Origin of the sequence: Pseudarthrobacter sp. CC4 (assembly GCF_048957775.1) — a bacterium.
Classification (GTDB): domain Bacteria; phylum Actinomycetota; class Actinomycetes; order Actinomycetales; family Micrococcaceae; genus Arthrobacter.
Genome location: NZ_JARCCZ010000015.1, coordinates 92719 through 111005 on the forward strand (window position 1 = coordinate 92719; position 18287 = coordinate 111005).

Below are 18287 nucleotides of genomic sequence, written 5' to 3' on the forward strand. Positions count from 1 at the left end.
ATATTCGTGAGCACCGCCTTCCGCCTTCCTGAGTTCGCCGGCCGCCTGGCTGCGCGGCTGCCCCGCACTGTGGACACCAGCGTCCGCCGCCTGGCCGTAGCTTCCCTGATCGGGCAGACCCTGCTGGTGGTCACCGGTGGCGCCGTACGGCTGACCTCGTCCGGCCTGGGCTGCCCCACCTGGCCCCGCTGCACTGACAGCTCCCTGGTGAACACCCCCGAGATGGGCATCCACGGCTTCATCGAATTCGGCAACCGCCTCCTCACCTTCGCCCTGGCCGCGGTCGCCGCTTTGATGCTGGTGTACCTGTGGAACCTCCGCAAGGAGCGGCGCGACCTTTTCCTGCTGGCACTGGGCCTCCTGGCCAGCATCCCCGCCCAGGCCGTGATCGGCGGCATCACCGTCCTCACCAACCTGAACCCCTGGGTAGTCGGACTTCATTTCCTGGTATCCATGGCGCTGGTGGTGTTCGCCACGCTTCTGGTCAACCGGGCATTCGGCCGGACCGGCCGGTTCCGGACCGTTCCCCTCGCCGTCCTGCCCGGGGCCATGCGCCCGGTGACCGCCGCCGTCGCGCTTTTTTCCGCCCTCGCGGTCATGCTGGGAGTGGTGGTAACGGGAGCCGGCCCCCACGCCGGCGACGCGGACGCCCCGCGCAATGGGCTCGACTGGGACCTGTTCTCCCACATCCACGCCGTGCCGGCTTACCTGGTGACCGCAGGAACCCTGGTTGCGCTTGCGCTGGTGCTGCTGCGACGGATCACAGGCCCCATGCGAACGGCAGTCCTGGGACTCCTTGGCGTGACAGTCCTCCAGGCCGTCATCGGCTTCACCCAGTACTACAACGGCATCCCGGCCCTGCTGGTGGCCGCCCACATGCTGGGGGCCGCGCTGCTGATGGTTGCCTCCACGAACGCCTGGGATCTCGCAAAAGCAAGTCCGGTGGAATAACCCCCTGCAGCGGATCGGTCCGGCCGCTGCCAATCTGTGACCAACGCCCCTACTCCCCCGACCCCTGCGCCATCAGGCTGGGTATTGAAACACTTTGGCTTGCTCCCTGGTGCCGAAAGGCGGTCCCAGGGGGCTACGGGCAGGAGGATCCGCGATGGCAGGCCAGCCACAGCCCGGAGTCCCGCTGCCAGGGGTACCTGCCGGCAGCGGGAACGGACCAACAGCGTTCATGCGGCGGCATCCCGCCCCTGCCTACTACCTCCTGACCTTCGCCATCTCCTGGGGCGCCGTAGCTACCATCCAGGGTGTGGGGCCGGTACCGATGGGCGTCGCGCTAACGGCAGGCCCGCTGGGCCCGGCGGCCGCAGGCGTCCTCCTCACCTGGCTCCTGCACGGAAAAGCCGGCCTGCGGCAGCTCGGAATCCGGCTCCGTACATGGCCGGCCGGTGCACGCTGGTACGCGGTTGCGCTCCTGACCGGACCCCTGGTCATGGCTGCCACTGCGGCTGCTGTCACATGGGCGTTCCCGGGGTTCTACCGGAGCTTTGCCACCCCCGGTGAACTGGCCGTCATCGTGCTGGCCGGCGTCGTGGTGGGAACCGTGGTCGGCAGCCTGGAAGAGCTCGGCTGGACAGGCTTTGCGCTTCCCCGGCTCCGGCAGCGGTTCGGCATCCTCTCCACCGGGCTCATCATGGGCCTGCTGTGGGGCGCCTGGCACTACCCCATGTTCGCCGGGAGCGCTGATCCGTCAGGAGCCGTACCCGCCGCCCTGGTGGTGGCCGTGTACCTTTTCGCGTGGCTTCCCCCGTACAGGGTGCTGATGGTGTGGGTGTACGAGCGGACGGGGAGCCTTCCCCTGGCGATGGCGATGCATGCGCCACTTTCGGCGGCCGCTTTCATCCTCTCCTTCATGGCGGCCTCCGGCACTGGATCCGGCCTTGCCATCCTGGTTCCCTCGCTGGCCTGGGGCATGGCGTTCTGGGCGATCGCCGCCGTCGTCCTGGTGGTCAAAGCCGTCCGCCCGAAAAATTGAACCTTTCGCCGGGACTCCCCTCGCGACACCTGAGGGAAAACATTCACTCTTCATTCCGCGCCGGAGCGCGGGCGCCTTGGTCCTGCCGTGCGCGTCACCCGGCACACACCGGGGCGGCGGCCCGGGCCGGGTCCAGGAACCGGATGCCGCTGGGTTCCACCAGTAGCACCCGCGCCGTGGCGATGTCATAGAACAGCCCTGTTGCCTGCACTTTGCCGGTAACGAGTCCAGGGCCAACCGCCGGATGGCGTTCCAGCTTCCGCAGCTGAATGGCAACGTTCACCATGGCCAACTGGTCCACCTCGTTGTAGCCTGCGGCTGCAGCTTCCAATGCAACCGGATGCTCCGCGAGAAGCTCGGCGTAGCTGGGCCTCGCGTGGTCCAGCCAGGAATCGAAGGCCGCCCCCAAAACACCATTCCCCTTGCCGTTGGCCTCCTCGACCAGCGCCTTCATGGCACCGCAGTTGGAGTGCCCGCAGATCACGATCGAATCCACGTTCAGGCCCTTCACGGCGAAGGCCAGGGCCGAGTCAATCGAGGCATCCTCGCCCTCGTGGCACACCACGTTCCCGATGTTCCGCAGGGTCAGCAGGTCGCCCGGGCCGCTGCTGGTGATCAGGTTGGGGTTGACGCGGGAATCAACGCAGGCGATAAACAGGGTGTCCGGGTTCTGGCCCTCTGCCAGATCCCGGACCAGAGGCCGGACCTGGTGGGCGAACCGCCGGTGGTACTTGCTGATCCCCTGAAGAAGCGAATCCAGCGGCCCGGCCTGCCGTCCGGCTGCTTCCCCGGCCCCTTCCCGGGTTGGCATGGCGGACTGCCATGACGTCCTGGGCGGCAGCGGAAGCTCCCTGGCGTCCTGGCGCTTGGGCGTGCGGTCAGCAGCATCCTGGAACAGGCTGTTGCCGTGTTCCTCAAGGCGGACCTTTCCGCCGGCCGCCTCATATTGCCTTTGCCAGGCGATCAGCGCCTCGCGGAATGCGTGGTCAACGTAGTCCGCGTTCAGCTCCACCACAACCCCCTTGCCGTTCGGCACGGAATGCAGCACGCGGCTGAGCCGCGGCAGGGCGAAGAAGCTGCAGGACCCCGCGACGGTGATGCGCCAGGGATCCGACGACGAAACGGGCTTGTGTGCGTGGACCGCCGCCCGCAACACACGCCAAAGCACGCTCGCCGCCGCCAGCACGAGGCCGATCATGACACCTTCGAGCAGGTTCAGGAAGACGACACAGAGGAGGGTCACGGAGTAGATCAGGAGGTCGCCCGTGCGGAGGCTGATCCTGATGTCCGCAATTTTGATGAGGCGCGCGCCGATCACCACAAGGAGGCCCGCAAGGACGGCCAGCGGGATGAGCTGGATCAGTCCGGCGAAGATGGCGGAGAAGGCAAGGACCCAGATGCCGTGCAGGACTGCGGACGAACGGGTGGCGGCGCCGGCTTCCACGTTCGTGGCGCTGCGGACGATGACGCCGGTCACGGGCAGTCCGCCCAAGGACCCGGAAACAATGTTGGCTGCGCCCTGGCCCACGAGCTCCCTGTCCAGGTTGGTGCGGGGGCCGTGGTGCATTTTGTCCACGGCGACGGCGGACAGCAGCGATTCAATGCTGGCGATCAGCGCCATTGAGATGACGGCGAAGGCAACGGCGCGCCAGTTGTCGTCGGGCAATTGCGGCAGCGCGACGGCGTCGAAGATCGACCCTTCGAGGGAAATGCGTCCCACCCCGGGAGCGAAGGCGATGGAAAGCGCGGTGCCGGCGGCGACGGCGGCAAGCGGCCCCGGAATACGGCGCACAGCCGCGGGAAGGTGCTTCCAGCCGAGGAGGATTACGACGACGGCCAGTCCCAGGAGGGCTGCGTGCAGTTCGACATTGGTGATAGCTGCAGGCAAGCCCACGATGTTCTCAACAGCCGAGCCCGCCGGCTGGCCGCCAAGCAGTACGTGGATCTGCTGAAGGATGATCGTGACGCCGATGCCGGCCAGCATCGCCTTCACTACCACCGGCGAGACTGCCAGCGCGGCGCGCCCCACGCGGCTGAAGCCCAGCAGCAGCTGCACGACGCCGGCCGCTGCGGTGATGGCGCACGTCACCTGCCAGCCGAACTCCTGGACCAGCCCGGCCACGACGACGGTGAGTCCGGCCGCCGGTCCGCTGACCTGCAGCGGAGACCCGCCCAGGCTGCCGGCAACGATGCCGCCGATGGCGGCCGCGATGAGGCCCGCCATGATGGGCGCACCGGATGCCGCGGCAATACCAAGGGAAAGTGGCAGTGCCACGAGGAACACCACGAGTGACGCCGGGATGTCTGCGCCCAGATGGCCAGGGAACTTCAGGCGGCGCCGTCCCATCCCCCCGCTCCCTGGTCCGGGCGGACTGGCCGCGGTGCGGACGGAGGATGGATCGGGTGCCTGTGCCATGGAACTTCCTTTGCTAGCGGGCAGGATCCCCTCCACCGTAACCACGCCGTCATTTCAAATGACAGGAAACGTGATCGACATGACAAAAATGTCATACGCCCGGGCGCTACAGAATGCGCCCCCCGGGGGGCTGAGTCCAAGGTGCCAGGGCGTTGCGGAGAGTCCCGCGGAAAGTGATGGAGAGCTGCGGGTGCGAAAGGAACCCGCCGGACCGCTTTCCCCTGCTAGCCGGCCATGACGGCGGGCCCGACGAACGGGTCTACCGCCAGGGCGATGAAGAGCAGGGTGAGGTAGCTGATGGAGCCGTGGAAGACCTTCATGGCCCGCTTGTCGGAGATGTCCTCACGCTGTGCCCTGTTGTAGAGGGCGTGTGACTCGTAAAGGAACCAGGCCCCGGCCAGGACGGCGGTTACGGTGTAGACCCAGCCGGCACCGCCCGCAGGAACCATCAGGAGCGAGCAGGCCACCATGGCCCAGGCGTAGAGGACCACCTGCACGGAAACCACCTGGGCGCCGGCGATGGCGCCGAGCATGGGGACCTTGGCGTTGCGGTAGTCCTCGCCGTAGCGCATGGACAGCGGCCAGTAGTGCGGTGGCGTCCAGAGGAAGATCACCATAAAGAGGATGACGGCGGGCCATTCCACCGAGTTGGTGACGGCGGCCCAGGCAATCAGCACGGGGAAGCAGCCGGCCGCCCCGCCCCACACGATGTTCTGCGCGGTGCGGCGCTTGAGGATCATCGTATAGATCACCACATAGAAGAAGATCGCCCCAAGCCCAAGCCACGCGGACAGCGGGTTGGCGCCGAACCAGAGGATGGCGATGGCGGCGGCACCGAGGAGCCAGGAGAAGACCAGCGCCTCGCGCGGGCTGACCTCACCGGTGACCAGCGGCCGGTTCTCCGTCCGGTGCATCAGCTTGTCGATGTCGCGGTCGATGTAGCAGTTGAAGGCTCCGGCGCTGCCTGCAGCAAAGGCCCCGCCCACCAGCGTGGCCAGGATGAGCCCGATGGACGGAAAGCCGCGTTCCGCATAAATCATGGTGGGCAGCGTGCTGACCAGCAGCAGTTCAATGACGCGGGGCTTGGTGAGGGCGAGATACGCCTTTGCCTTACGGGCGATCCCGGGTCGTGAGGCCCGGGATGCGTTCAGCGGCGTATCTGTTGTGCTCACGGTGGCAGTCACCCGTTCTGTTGGCAGTTCTGTCTGGCTGTCCAGCTAGTCATGCGGCCCGGTCCAACCGGGCGCCCGCGGAACAGTGATCCACGCAACAGCCGGGAGTGCGGGCGGCTGGAATTATTCCCCGACCCGGCGCTGGCCTCCAAATATCATACCGCGCCGGCCTGCTCCCGACGGCCCGCCATTAGGTGCTGGTGATTGCTCGCGCACCGATTCGAGCAGATTAACTCAACCTCACTTCAGACGCATTCATATAAGCGGAAATTGCGTCCAAAACGTGAGATTTGCAGCGACCAAAGGATGGAATAGAGCTAAGCTGTCACAAGATCAGCACGCAGCGAGGAAGCAGTGGAAAACGCATTCCCTGACTGGCCAGTGGCTGAGTGAAAAGATCAACGTTTCGATGGTGAACGGCTGGTACACACCGAGCGGGCGCCACACAGCGTGCCTTTGTACGGATCCCGTGTGCCGCCTGCCATCAGCACAGAGAGGGGCCCGGTTTTCGTGCCACATTTGGAAGAGCAAGAACTGTCTTGGACCAGCCTGGACCAGCGCGCGGTGGACACCATCCGCGTGCTGGCCGCGGACGCGGTGGAGAAGGTGGGCAACGGCCACCCCGGAACGGCCATGAGCCTGGCGCCGGCCGCATACCTTCTTTTCCAGAAGCTGATGCGCCACGATCCCCGCAACCCTGACTGGCTGGGCCGTGACCGCTTCATCCTCTCCCCCGGCCACACCTCGCTCACCCTTTACATCCAGCTGTTCCTTTCCGGCTACGGCCTGGAACTGAAGGACCTGCAGGCACTGCGCACCTGGGGCTCGCTGACCCCCGGCCACCCCGAGTACAAGCACACCGCGGGTGTCGAGATCACCACCGGCCCGCTGGGCCAGGGCCTGGCGTCCTCCGTCGGGTTCGCCTACTCCCAGCGCCGCCAGCGCGGACTGTTCGACGCCGATGCTCCCGCCGGCGAGAGCCCGTTCGACCACACCATCTGGGTTATCGCCTCCGACGGCGACCTGCAGGAAGGCGTCACGGCAGAGGCTTCCTCGCTGGCCGGCCACCAGGAGCTCGGCAACCTCGTCGTTGTCTACGATGAGAACCACATCTCCATCGAGGACGACACCGACATCGCCTTCACCGAGGATGTCCTGAAGCGCTACGAGGCCTACGGCTGGCACGTCCAGCGCGTGGACTGGACCAAGACCGGCGAGTACAAGGAAGACGTGCAGGAGCTGTACTCCGCACTCCTCGCCGCCAAGGCCGAGACTTCGAAGCCCTCGATCGTCTCCCTGCGCACCATCATCGGCTACCCGGCACCCAAGAAGCAGAACACCGGCAAGATCCACGGTTCCGCGCTCGGTGCGGAGGAAGTCGCAGCGCTGAAGGAAGTCCTGGGCTTCGATCCCGCCAAGTCCTTCGACGTCGACCAGGATGTCCTGGCCCACGCCCGCGCCGTCGTCGACCGCGGCGCCGCTGCCCGCAAGGAGTGGGAGGAGTCCTTCAACGCATGGCAGGCAGCCAACCCCGAGGGCGCGGCCCTGCTGCAGCGCATCGAGGCCAAGGAACTTCCCGAAGGCCTGGACTCAGCGCTTCCGGTGTTCCCCGCCGGCAAGGACGTCTCCACCCGCGCCGCCTCGGGCAAGGTCCTGAACGCCCTGGGCCCGGTCCTGCCGGAACTGTGGGGCGGCTCGGCCGACCTCGCCGAGTCGAACAACACCACCATCGAGGGTTCGCCGTCGTTCGTTCCCGCCTCCAAGCAGACTGATGCCTGGTCCGGCAACCCCTATGGACGGGTCCTGCACTTCGGCATCCGCGAGCACGCCGCAGCTTCGATCGTGAACGGCATCAGCCTGCACGGCCGCACGCGTGCGTTCTCCGGCACGTTCCTGATCTTCAGCGACTACCAGCGCCCGGCCATCCGCCTTGGCGCGCTGATGGGTGTCCCGTCCCTGTACGTCTGGACGCACGACTCCATCGGACTGGGCGAGGACGGACCCACCCACCAGCCGGTGGAGCAGTTGGCCTCGCTGCGCGCCATCGTGGGGCTGGATGTTGTCCGTCCCGGTGACGCCAATGAAGTCGCCGTTGCGTGGAAGACCATGCTGGAGAACCACAGCAACCCTGCCGGCATCGTGCTGACCCGCCAGAACATCCCCACGTGGGAGCGCGGCGAAGGCGAGGCCGACGGCGACACGTTCGGTTCCGTTGCGGGCGTCGCCAAGGGCGGTTACGTCCTGGCCGAGGCCGCCAAGGACGGCGCCACCGTCCCGGCCGACGTCATCCTCATCGCCACCGGTTCCGAGGTCCAGCTGGCCGTGCAGGCCCGCAAGGCACTGCAGGGCGAAGGCATCGCCGCCCGCGTCGTCTCCATGCCCTGCGTTGAGTGGTTCAACAAGCAGGACGCCGCCTACCGCGAATCCGTCCTGCCGGCCGCCGTCAAGGCACGCGTGTCCGTTGAAGCAGGACTGGCCCTTGGCTGGAAGGAATTCGTCGGCGACGCCGGCCGTTCCATCAGCCTCGAGCACTACGGCGCTTCCGCAGACTACAAGCGCCTCTTCCAGGAGTTCGGCCTCACCGCAGCAGCAGTTACCGCGGCCGCCAAGGACTCCCTCGCCAGCCTCCAGGCATAACCCCAATTTTCGAGGAGATAAACACCATGACTACTCCCACCCAGCAGCTCTCCGACGCCGGAGTTTCCATCTGGCTTGATGACCTTTCCCGCGGACGCCTGGAAACCGGCACCCTGGCCAAGCTCATCGAAGAGAAGAACGTGGTTGGCGTAACCACCAACCCGTCGATCTTCCACGCAGCGATCACCGCCGGCACGGACTACGACGCCACCATCGCGAAGCAGGCAGCAGCCGGCGCCAGCGTCGAGGACACCATTTTCGAGATCACCACCACCGACGTCGCCGACGCCTGCGACCTGTTCGCACCGGTCGCCGCAGCCACCAAGGGCGTGGACGGACGGGTGTCCATCGAGGTCGACCCCCGCCTGGCCTGGGACACGGCAGGCACCATCGCGGAAGCCAAGCACCTGTACAAGCGCGTCAACAAGGACAACGTCCTCATCAAGATCCCGGCCACCCTTGAGGGCCTGGAAGCGATCACCGCCACCCTGGCCGAGGGCATCAGCGTCAACGTGACCCTGATCTTCTCGCTCGAGCGCTACCGCGCAGTCATCAACGCCTTCCAGTCCGGCCTGGAGCAGGCCAAGGAAAACGGCCACGACCTCTCCAAGATCCACTCCGTGGCTTCGTTCTTCGTTTCCCGCGTGGACTCTGAGATCGACAAGCGCCTCGACGCCCTGGGCACCGACGAAGCCAAGGCACTCAAGGGCAAGGCAGGCCTGGCCAACGCCCGCCTGGCGTACCAGGTCTACGAGGAACTCTTCGCCACTGAACGCTGGGCCCTGCTGGCCGAAGCCGGCGCCCTCCCCCAGCGCCCGCTGTGGGCCTCCACCGGCGTCAAGGATCCGGCCTACCCGGACACCCTCTACGTCACCGAGCTCGTGGCCCCGGGCGTCGTGAACACCATGCCCGAGAAGACGCTGGACGCCACCTTCGACCACGGTGTGGTCACCGGGGACACGGTCACCGGCACCTACGCCGAGGCCAATGCCACCCTGGATGCCCTTGAGAAGCTCGGCATTTCATACAACGACGTCGTCGCAATCCTTGAATCCGAAGGCCTGGACAAGTTCGTGGCCAGCTGGAAGGAACTGCTCGGCGACGTCGAGGGCGCCCTCGCCTCCGCACGGAAGGCTTCCTAACCCACCATGAGCACACTCAGCTACGAAGCCACCGGTGCCGCACAGCAGGCACTCGAACAGCACCTTCCCGCCCTGGTGGAGGACCGGATCGCCACCCGGATCTTCGCGAAGGACCACACGCTGTGGGGTCCGGACGCCGAAGCAGAGTCGGCCATCCGCCTCGGCTGGGTTGAGGCTGCCACTGTCTCCCAGCCGCTCGTTAAAGAGATCCTCGAACTGCGTGACGCCCTCCGGGCTGAGGGTGTGACCCGCATCGTGCTTTGCGGCATGGGCGGATCGTCGCTGGCTCCGGAGGTCATCGCCGGCACCGCCGGCGTCGAGCTGACTGTGCTGGACAGCACGGACCCGGACCAGGTCCGTGCTGCCCTGGCGGACCGGCTGGCGGAAACCGCCGTTGTGGTTTCCTCCAAGTCCGGCTCCACCGTTGAAACCGACTCCCAGCGGAGGGTCTTCGAAAAGGCGTTCAACGACGCCGGCATCGATGCCGCCAGCCGGATCATCATCGTCACGGACCCGGGCTCGCCCCTGGACAAGGCATCCCGCGAGGCCGGGTACCGGGCCGTCTTCAACGCCGACCCCAATGTCGGCGGCCGCTTCTCCGCCCTGACTGCCTTCGGACTGGTGCCTTCGGGCCTGGCCGGGGTGGATATCCAGGCGTTTCTGGACGAGGCCGAGGAAGCGGCGGTAGTCCTCAACGAGGATGCTCCTGAGAACATCGGGCTGGCACTCGGAACCGCGCTAGGCGGAACCAGCCCGCTGCGCAACAAGATTGTCATCGCCGAGGACGGCTCCGGGATTGTTGGTTTCGCGGACTGGGCCGAGCAGCTCATCGCCGAGTCCACCGGCAAGCTCGGCACCGGCGTCCTGCCGGTGGTGGCCGGCCCCAACTCGCCCGAGGTGACTTCCGGCGCCGACGACGTTCTGGTGGTCCGGCTGGTAGCCGCCGATGCCGACGTCGAACTCGGGGACAACGAAGTGGCCATTGCCGGCGGACTTCCCACCCAGATGATGGTGTGGGAGTTTGCCACTGCCGTGGCGGGCCGCCTGCTGGGCATCAACCCCTTCGACCAGCCCGATGTCGAAGCCGCCAAGGTCGCGGCGCGCGGCCTGCTGGACGCACAGCCCGAGCCCACGCCCGCAGCTTTCATTGACGGCTCCATCGAGGTGCGCGGCGGAGACTGGCTTGGCAGCGCGGCAACGGCGGAAGAGGCAGTGCGCGCACTGTTGGATACCCTCCAGCCCGACAGCTACCTCAGCGTCCAGGCCTACTTCGACCGCCTTGCGTTCGCGCAGCTTGAAGGCGTCCGCGACGAGCTCGCAGCCGTCACCGGCCGGCCCGTGACATTCGGCTGGGGACCGCGCTTCCTGCACTCCACCGGGCAGTTCCACAAGGGCGGGCCGGCCATCGGTGTGTTCCTCCAGGTCACCGCGGCCTCAGCGGAAGACGTCGCCATCCCGGAGCGTCCCTTCACCTTCGGGGAACTCATTGCCGCCCAGGCAGCCGGCGACGCGCAGGTCCTGGAAGGGCATGGCCGGCCCGTGCTGCGCCTGCACCTGACCGACCGTGCCGCCGGTGTGGCACAGTTGCAGGACATTATTGCTGCGCTGTCCGCCAGGTCAGCCTCCGTTACCGAAAGCTAAGGCACAGAAGCAACATGCCAGAAACTGAATACGGCAGGACGCCCGGGACGCGTTCCGGGAGAACGCTGCGGAACCCGCTGCGCGACCCGCGCGACCGCCGCCTGAACCGGATCGCCGGCCCGTCATCGCTGGTGCTCTTCGGAGTGACCGGCGACCTCGCCCGCAAGAAGCTCATGCCGGCCGTGTACGACCTCGCCAACCGCGGGCTCCTGCCGCCCAGCTTCGCGTTGGTGGGTTTCGGACGCCGGGAATGGACTGATGAGGATTTCGCCGGTCAGGTGAAGGCTTCCGTGCAGTCCTATGCGCGCACGCCTTTTGATGAGGCGGTGTGGAACCAGCTTTCCGAGGGCATCCGTTTTGTCCAGGGAGAGTTCGACGACGACGACGCCTTCGAGCGGCTGGGTGAAGTCATCGATGAGCTTGATGAGCTGCGCGGTACCCGCGGCAACCACGCGTTCTACCTCTCGATTCCGCCCAAGGCCTTCGAGCAGGTATGCCGACAGCTGTCCAAGCACGGCCTGGCACAGGCTGAGGGTGACAAGTGGCGCCGCGTGGTGATCGAGAAGCCGTTCGGTCACGACCTCGAGTCTGCCCGGCAGCTGAATGACATCGTGGAATCGGTGTTCCCGCCGGACGCCGTGTTCCGGATCGACCACTACCTGGGCAAGGAGACGGTCCAGAACATCCTGGCGCTGCGCTTCGCGAACCAGTTGTTTGAGCCTTTGTGGAACGCGAACTATGTGGACCACGTCCAGATCACCATGGCCGAAGACATCGGCACCGGCGGCCGGGCGGGCTATTACGACGGCGTGGGAGCAGCCCGCGACGTCATCCAGAACCACCTGCTGCAGCTGCTGGCGCTGACCGCGATGGAGGAGCCCATCTCCTTCAACGCCGATCACCTGCGCGCCGAGAAGGAAAAGGTCCTCGCCGCCGTCAAGCTCCCGGACGACCTCTCCACGCACTCGGCGCGCGGCCAGTTCACCGGCGGATGGCAGGGTGGAGAACAGGTCCAGGGCTACCTGGAGGAGGAAGGCATCCCGGCCGATTCCACCACCGAGACCTTCGCCGCGATCCGGGTGGACATCCACACCCGCCGCTGGTCCGGCGTCCCGTTCTACCTCCGCGCCGGAAAGCGCCTGGGCCGCCGCGTCACAGAGATCGCCGTGGTCTTCAAGCGTGCGCCCAACCTGCTGTTCCGCGACCACGCCGAGGACGACTTCGGACAGAACGCCGTGGTGATCCGCGTCCAGCCCGACGAAGGCGTGACCATCCGGTTCGGCTCCAAGGTCCCCGGCACGCAGATGGAAGTCCGGGACGTGACCATGGACTTCGGTTATGGCCACTCCTTCACCGAATCCAGCCCGGAGGCATACGAGCGGCTGATCCTGGACGTGCTCCTGGGCGAGCCGCCGCTCTTCCCGCGGCATGAGGAAGTGGAGCTGTCCTGGAAGATCCTCGACCCGTTCGAGGAATACTGGGCCACCCTGGACGAACAGCCCGAACCCTACGCCCCGGGCAGCTGGGGCCCCGCCTCGGCTGACGAGCTGCTGGCCCGCGACGGACGAACCTGGAGAAGGCCATGATTGTAGACCTGCCGGACACCACAACCTCCGCTGTCTCCAAGAAGATCATGTCCCTGCGCGAGCAGGGCGGCGTGATTGCCCTGGGCCGGGTGCTCACCCTCGTGGTGGTCACCAAGTCCGGGCTTGAGGAAGAGGCTATCGAGGCAGCCAACGAGGCCAGCCGCGAGCACCCTTGCCGGATCATCGTCCTGGCCGACGCCGGGGCCACGGCGCCTGACCGCCTGGACGCCCAGATCCGGGTCGGCGGTGACGCCGGCGCATCCGAGGTGATCGTACTGCGCGGCTACGGCGAGCTCGCGCACGAAAGCGAATCCCTGGTAGCCGCGCTGCTCCTCCCGGACGCACCGATCGTGGCCTGGTGGCCGCACGGCGCGCCGAAAAACGCGTGCGAAACCTCCATCGGGAGAATCGCCCACCGCCGGATCACCGACTCCGCGAATGAGCCGGATCCACAGCGTGCGCTGGAGAACATCCGGTCCACCTACAAGGCCGGAGACACGGACCTCGCCTGGACGCGCCTGACCAACTGGCGGATCCAGCTCGCGGCCGTCCTGGACCAGGTGGACTCTTCCCCCGTCACGGCCGTCGCGGTCGAAGGGGCCTCGGACTCCCCGAGCACCATCCTGCTGGCAGCCTGGCTGACGCTTACCCTGGACGCGCCCGTGACCATCGTCGCCGACCCGGCCGGTACGGGCATCCGCCGGGTCCGGCTTTCCCGGCCCGGTGGCGACATCCAGCTCTTCCGGCCCGGCCTGTCCGTCGCCGAACTAACGCAGCCCGGCCAGCCCGCCCAGCGCATCTCGCTGCCCCGGCGCAGCCTGCGTGACTGCCTTGCCGAGGAACTGCGGCGCCTGGACCCGGACGAGGTGTTTGGGGAAGTGATTACTATGGGACTGCCACGAACCAATCTAAGGAGCGTCCGACCCAGTGAGCGTTGACCCAAGAGTAAGCATTCATCCTGATTCGTCCGTCCTGATGGCCGCGATCGCGGCCCGCCTGATCACCAAGCTCGTTGATGTGCAGGACAAGTTCGGCGAGGCCACCGTGGTGCTGACCGGGGGAACCGTGGGTATCGGCACGCTAAAGGCTGTTGCTGACTCCCCGGCTGCCCCGGCGGTCGATTGGTCAAAGGTGAATTTCTGGTGGGGCGACGAGCGCTTCCTCCCCGCCGGGGACCCGGAACGGAATACGAAGCAGGCGTCCGACGCCCTGCTGTCGCACATCCCCGTGGACCCTGAACGGATCCACGAACCGGGGTCCGCGGATGACTTCGGCACCCCGGAAGAAGCCGCCGAGGATTACGCCCGGCGGTTGCGGGAAGCTGCAGCCGCCGAGCACGCTGCCGATATGTCCGACGACCGGCCGGAGGAGCCGTCCGCGCTGCCGCGCCTTGACGTCGTCCTGCTGGGCGTCGGTCCGGATGCGCACGTCGCGTCGCTGTTCCCGGAGCAGGCCGGCATCCGCGAAAAGGAACGCACTGTGGTGGGAGTCAGGAACTCGCCAAAACCGCCGCCCCTGCGGGTATCCCTGACGCTGCCGGCCATTAATACGGCCTCCGAGGTGTGGATGGTGGTGGCGGGCGAGGACAAGGCCGGCGCCGTGGGTCTGGCACTGGCAGGCGCCAACCCCGTCCAGGTCCCGGCCGCAGGACCACGGGGGACGTCCCAGACCCTGTGGCTTATCGACGAAAACGCGGCCTCACGTGTCCCCCAGCAGCTCGTCCGGAAGGACGCCGCGGGCGCGTAGTTTTTCCAGCGCTCCGGCCAGGACATCTTCGGCGTCCTGGTCGGAGCGCCGCTCTTTAACGTACTCAAGGTGGCTTTTATAGCCGTCGTCCAAGGCGTCGGCGGCCGCTGCCTCGCCATCCCGGGATGCCTGGCCGCCGCACTTCCGGCAGTCCCAGACGAGCGGAATCTGGTCCTCGGGGAGTTTGAGGAATACCGGGGTGGTTTCGTGGCCCTTCGCGCACCAGTACGAGACCCGGATGCGCGGCAGCGGCTTCCCATGGTCCTCCGACTCGAAGCTGAAACCCGTTCCTTCCGTGACGCCCGCGCGGGTGCCCCGGAAGCCTGACGACGGATGAATCATCGGGACTCCTGCCTGCTTAAACAGAACTGTGGCTGTCGGGAACCGACAGCCACAGTTTAGTTGGCAGACCTGTGCAGCGGCAGTTTCCGCCACGGCACTTTTCGCTGATTAGGCAGTCAGGAGTCCCCGCCGCCGCTGAACCGCATGATCAGTCCCAGCGCGATGATGACGATGCCCCACGTCACGCCAAGCACCACCGTGAACCTGTTCAGGTTGCGTTCGGCGACGCCCGACGAGCTGAGGCCTGAGCTCATGCCGCCGCCGAACATGTCCGACATCCCGCCGCCCCTGCCCTTGTGAAGGAGGATGAGCAGCGTCAGCAGGAGGCTGGTGATGCCTAGGAGGATCTGCAGAATGACATGAAGAACGTCCACGACGGCCTTTCCGGAAGTTGGGGATTGCGGGAGTTGGGCGGACGGACTAGTCCGTCACCAAGTGACTCTCGAACCTGACAATATTAGCAAACTCGGCAGGATCCAAGCTTGCCCCGCCCACGAGCAGGCCGTCCACGTCGCGTTCCTTGAGGATTGCGGCGGCGTTGTTGGCCTTGACCGAGCCGCCGTAGAGCAGCCGCGTCCTGGCGGCAACATCGGCGCCGAACAGCGTCCCGAGCTCAGCGCGGATGGCGGCGCACATCTCCTGGGCGTCCTCCGGTCCGGCTACTTCACCGGTGCCGATGGCCCAGACGGGTTCGTAGGCGACGACCAGTTCGGCGGCCTGCTCGCCGCTAAGCCCGGAAACGCCGGCCCGAAGCTGCTCCAGGGTGTGGCTGACGTGGGTGCCGGCCTGGCGGATCTCCAGGCCTTCACCGACGCAGAGCACGGGCGTGATGCCGTGCTTGAAGGCGGCCTTGACCTTGGCGTTGAGGACGTCGTCGGTTTCGTTGTGGATGGTGCGGCGTTCGCTGTGGCCCACCAGGACGTACTTGCAGCCCAGCTTGTTAAGGAACTGGCCCGAGATGTCTCCGGTGTACGCTCCCGAATCGAACTGGGAGAGGTCCTGCCCGCCGTAGGCAATGTCCAGGTCGTCGCCCTGGACAAGGGTCTGGACGCCGCGGAGATCCGTGAACGGGGGGAAGACAGCAACTTCGACCCGGCTGTAGTCGTGCTTGGCGTCCGAGAGGGTCCAGGCGAGCTTCTGCAGGAGGGTGATGCCCTGCACGTGGTCCATGTTCATTTTCCAGTTGCCCGCGATGAAGGGCTTGCGGTCGAAAGCGCCGTTCGTTGACGTAGTCACGTATTCTCCAAAAAGTTCTAGATATGTGTTCGGCCGGCAGGCTGCCGCGGGGCAACCTGCCGGCCGGAGGGACAGGTACTGCTGCCGGAAAGGCTTTAGCGGTCGAGGACGCTGAGCCCCGGGAGTTCCTTGCCTTCGAGGTATTCCAGGCTTGCGCCTCCACCAGTGGAGATGTGTCCGAACTGGTCGTCAGCGAAGCCAAGCGTGCGTACGGCCGCAGCAGAGTCGCCGCCGCCCACCACGGTGAACGCTTCGGTCTCAGTCAGGGCCTGGGCGATGGCACGTGTCCCGGCGGAGAACGCTTCGAACTCGAACACCCCCATCGGACCGTTCCAGAAGACCGTCTTGGCACCCTTGATCCGCTCGGCAAATGCTGCGGCGGACTCGGGGCCGATGTCCAGGCCGATGCCCTGGGCACCGAAGCTGCTGCCTTCGATGTTGTCCGCGGGGACAGTCTCATGGGCGGCATCGGCGGCGAACTTCTCCGCCACCACGACGTCCGTGGGCACCACGAATTCGGTGCCGGCGCCTGCCGCACGCTTGAGGTAGTCCTGGACCACCGGGATCTGGTCTTCCTCGAGCAGGCTGGAGGCGACCTTGTGCCCGGCCGCGGCGAGGAACGTGAACAGCATTCCGCCGCCCACCAGGATGGTGTCGGCCTTGCCCAGCAGGTTTTCGATGACTGCCAGCTTGTCGGAGACCTTGGAACCGCCGAGCACCACCACGTAGGGGCGCTGCGTGTCGGCCGTCAGCTTGCGCAGGACCTCCACCTCGGTGTGCACGAGGTCGCCAAGGTAGGACGGAAGCCGGGTGGCGACGTCGTACACGCTGGCGTGCTTGCGGTGCACCGCTCCGAAGGCATCGTCCACGTAGGCGCCGTTGCCGCCAGTCAGGGCAACCAGCTCGTCAGCGAAGGCGCCGCGCTCGGCGTCGTCCTTGCTGGTTTCGCGGGCATCGAAGCGGACATTCTCCAGGACAAGCACTTCGCCGTCCTGCAGGGAGGCTGCTGCTTCCTTGGCGGCACTGCCCACGGTGTCCGCGGCAAGGGTGGCTTTGAAGCCGGCCAGCTCCGCCAGGCGGGCTACTGCGGGCCGAAGGGAGTACTTGTCCTCAGGGGCGCCCTTGGGGCGTCCGAGGTGGGCTGTTACCAGCACGCGGGCACCGGCGTCCGTGAGCTTTGACAGCACTGGCAGGGAGGCCTTGATGCGGCCATCATCAGTGACTGTAGAGCCGTCGAGCGGCACATTCAGGTCACTTCGAACCAGAATGTACCGCCCGCGGACACCTTCAGCGATCAGTTCGTTGAGGGTGTGAGATGTCATGTGTCTAACCCTAGCCCAGCTTGGATGCGACAAGCTCCGTAAGGTCTACGAGGCGGTTGGAGTAGCCCCATTCGTTGTCATACCAGGAAACAACCTTGACCTGGTTGCCGATGACCTTGGTCAGGCCGGAGTCGAAGATGGAGGATGCGGGGTCGCCGACGATGTCGGAGGACACGATGGGCTCGTCCGTGTAGGTCAGGAATCCCTGCAGTTCCTCGGATTCGGCGGCGCGCTTGAGGGCTGCGTTGACTTCCTCCACGGTGGTCTCGCGGGAGACGGTGACGGTGAGGTCGGTGGCGGAGCCGGTGGGGACCGGGACGCGGATGGCGTAGCCGTCCAGCTTGCCCTTGAGCTCGGGCAGCACCAGGCCGATGGCCTTGGCCGCACCGGTGGACGTGGGAACCATGTTGATGGCCGCGGCGCGCGCACGGCGCAGGTCGCTGTGCGGGCCGTCCTGCAGGTTCTGGTCCGCGGTGTAGGCGTGCACGGTGGTCATGAGGCCGCGCTCGATGCCGAACTCGTCGTTGATGACCTTGGCCAGCGGGCCGAGGCAGTTGGTGGTGCAGGAAGCGTTGGAGATGATGTGGTGCGTCGCGTTGTCGTACAGGCCGTGGTTTACGCCCATCACGATGGTGATGTCCTCGTCGGACGCCGGGGCGGAGATCAGGACCTTCTTGGCGCCTGCATCAATGTGCTTCTGTGCAGCGGCGGCCTTGGTGAAGAAGCCGGTGGACTCGATGACGATGTCAACGCCCAGTTCCCCCCACGGGAGGTTGGCGGGATCGCGCTCGGCGAGGACTTTGACGACGTTGCCGTTGACGACGATGTTGCCGTCCTTGACCTCGATGGTTTCCTTCAGGCGGCCGCCGACGGAGTCGTACTTGAAGAGGTGCGCGAGTGCTTCGGGGCTGGTGAGGTCGTTGACTGCAACGATCTCCAGGTCCGCGCCCTGTGCGAGTGCTGCGCGGAAGTAGTTGCGGCCAATACGGCCAAAGCCGTTGATACCAATACGGGTCGTCACTTGTTCAGTCTCCTTGGTGCTTTCAGAAGCACAACTAGTTGA

15 protein-coding genes are annotated in these 18287 nt (G+C 66.3%); 8 read left to right on the forward strand and 7 right to left on the reverse strand.

Annotated features, from left to right (window positions below; all coding sequences use genetic code 11):
• Positions 1-6 precede the first annotated feature (6 nt).
• On the forward strand, positions 7-951 hold the full coding sequence (locus PV768_RS11765; protein ID WP_421093098.1) for a COX15/CtaA family protein: 945 nt from the start codon (positions 7-9) through the stop codon (positions 949-951).
• 154 nt (positions 952-1105) lie between these two features.
• Positions 1106-1984, forward strand: a complete 879-nt coding sequence (locus PV768_RS11770; RefSeq protein ID WP_421093099.1) for a CPBP family intramembrane glutamic endopeptidase — start codon at positions 1106-1108, stop codon at positions 1982-1984.
• 94 nt (positions 1985-2078) lie between these two features.
• Here the strand turns inward: PV768_RS11770 and PV768_RS11775 are convergent, their stop codons facing one another.
• Together PV768_RS11775 and PV768_RS11780 are read right to left on the reverse strand one after the other, a co-directional pair.
• On the reverse strand, positions 2079-4331 hold the full coding sequence (locus tag PV768_RS11775) for a SulP family inorganic anion transporter (protein ID WP_421093108.1): 2253 nt from the start codon (positions 4329-4331) through the stop codon (positions 2079-2081).
• A gap of 293 nt (positions 4332-4624) precedes the next feature.
• Positions 4625-5584, reverse strand: coding sequence for a heme o synthase (locus tag PV768_RS11780; RefSeq protein ID WP_370460742.1), 960 nt, complete (start codon positions 5582-5584; stop codon positions 4625-4627).
• A gap of 507 nt (positions 5585-6091) precedes the next feature.
• Here PV768_RS11780 and tkt point away from each other — a divergent pair.
• The 6 genes from tkt to pgl are packed head-to-tail and all read left to right on the forward strand — an operon-like array spanning position 6092 to position 14324.
• Positions 6092-8209 carry a transketolase gene (gene tkt / locus PV768_RS11785; RefSeq protein ID WP_157243214.1) on the forward strand — a complete coding sequence of 706 codons (2118 nt, stop codon included), beginning with the start codon at positions 6092-6094 and terminating at the stop codon, positions 8207-8209.
• 26 nt (positions 8210-8235) lie between these two features.
• On the forward strand, positions 8236-9351 hold the full coding sequence (gene tal / locus PV768_RS11790; RefSeq protein WP_157242362.1) for a transaldolase: 1116 nt from the start codon (positions 8236-8238) through the stop codon (positions 9349-9351).
• A gap of 6 nt (positions 9352-9357) precedes the next feature.
• Positions 9358-10992: a glucose-6-phosphate isomerase gene (locus PV768_RS11795; RefSeq protein ID WP_421093100.1), complete on the forward strand. Its 1635-nt coding sequence runs from the start codon at positions 9358-9360 to the stop codon at positions 10990-10992.
• Positions 10993-11006: 14 nt separating this feature from the next.
• Positions 11007-12578, forward strand: coding sequence for a glucose-6-phosphate dehydrogenase (gene zwf / locus PV768_RS11800; protein ID WP_197432524.1), 1572 nt, complete (start codon positions 11007-11009; stop codon positions 12576-12578).
• The gene (locus PV768_RS11805; protein ID WP_157242364.1) at positions 12575-13516 is read left to right on the forward strand and encodes a glucose-6-phosphate dehydrogenase assembly protein OpcA; all 942 of its coding nucleotides are present in this window, start codon (positions 12575-12577) and stop codon (positions 13514-13516) included. Before zwf ends, PV768_RS11805 begins: the two co-directional genes overlap by 4 nt.
• On the forward strand, positions 13506-14324 hold the full coding sequence (pgl, locus tag PV768_RS11810) for a 6-phosphogluconolactonase (protein ID WP_421093101.1): 819 nt from the start codon (positions 13506-13508) through the stop codon (positions 14322-14324). The genes PV768_RS11805 and pgl overlap by 11 nt, the downstream gene beginning before the upstream one ends.
• Here the strand turns inward: pgl and PV768_RS11815 are convergent.
• The 5 genes from PV768_RS11815 to gap form a co-directional block, all read right to left on the reverse strand.
• Entirely contained in the window at positions 14277-14666 is a 390-nt protein-coding gene (locus PV768_RS11815; RefSeq protein ID WP_421093102.1) for an RNA polymerase-binding protein RbpA, read from the reverse strand. The two genes, pgl and PV768_RS11815, sit on opposite strands and share 48 nt — an antisense overlap.
• Before the next feature lie 116 nt (positions 14667-14782).
• Complete coding sequence (gene secG, locus PV768_RS11820) at positions 14783-15040, reverse strand: preprotein translocase subunit SecG (protein WP_104997906.1); 258 nt, start codon at positions 15038-15040, stop codon at positions 14783-14785.
• Between the two features lie 46 nt (positions 15041-15086).
• Positions 15087-15902, reverse strand: a complete 816-nt coding sequence (gene tpiA, locus PV768_RS11825) for a triose-phosphate isomerase (RefSeq protein WP_370460743.1) — start codon at positions 15900-15902, stop codon at positions 15087-15089.
• A gap of 95 nt (positions 15903-15997) precedes the next feature.
• Positions 15998-17224 carry a phosphoglycerate kinase gene (locus PV768_RS11830; RefSeq protein ID WP_157242366.1) on the reverse strand — a complete coding sequence of 409 codons (1227 nt, stop codon included), beginning with the start codon at positions 17222-17224 and terminating at the stop codon, positions 15998-16000.
• 10 nt (positions 17225-17234) lie between these two features.
• Complete coding sequence (gap, locus tag PV768_RS11835; RefSeq protein WP_321216181.1) at positions 17235-18245, reverse strand: type I glyceraldehyde-3-phosphate dehydrogenase; 1011 nt, start codon at positions 18243-18245, stop codon at positions 17235-17237.
• Positions 18246-18287: the final 42 nt, after the last annotated feature.

What these genes read in the sequence shown, in the direction of transcription:
- PV768_RS11770 (WP_421093099.1), top strand. Translation starts at nt 1,106, where the DNA reads ATGGCAGGCCAGCCACAGCCCGGAGTCCCGCTGCCAGGGGTACCTGCC.
- PV768_RS11775 (WP_421093108.1), bottom strand. Translation starts at nt 4,331, where the DNA reads ATGGGACGGCGCCGCCTGAAGTTCCCTGGCCATCTGGGCGCAGACATC.
- tal (WP_157242362.1), top strand. Translation starts at nt 8,236, where the DNA reads ATGACTACTCCCACCCAGCAGCTCTCCGACGCCGGAGTTTCCATCTGG.
- PV768_RS11795 (WP_421093100.1), top strand. Translation starts at nt 9,358, where the DNA reads ATGAGCACACTCAGCTACGAAGCCACCGGTGCCGCACAGCAGGCACTC.
- zwf (WP_197432524.1), top strand. Translation starts at nt 11,007, where the DNA reads ATGCCAGAAACTGAATACGGCAGGACGCCCGGGACGCGTTCCGGGAGA.
- PV768_RS11805 (WP_157242364.1), top strand. Translation starts at nt 12,575, where the DNA reads ATGATTGTAGACCTGCCGGACACCACAACCTCCGCTGTCTCCAAGAAG.
- PV768_RS11815 (WP_421093102.1), bottom strand. Translation starts at nt 14,666, where the DNA reads ATGATTCATCCGTCGTCAGGCTTCCGGGGCACCCGCGCGGGCGTCACG.
- PV768_RS11830 (WP_157242366.1), bottom strand. Translation starts at nt 17,224, where the DNA reads ATGACATCTCACACCCTCAACGAACTGATCGCTGAAGGTGTCCGCGGG.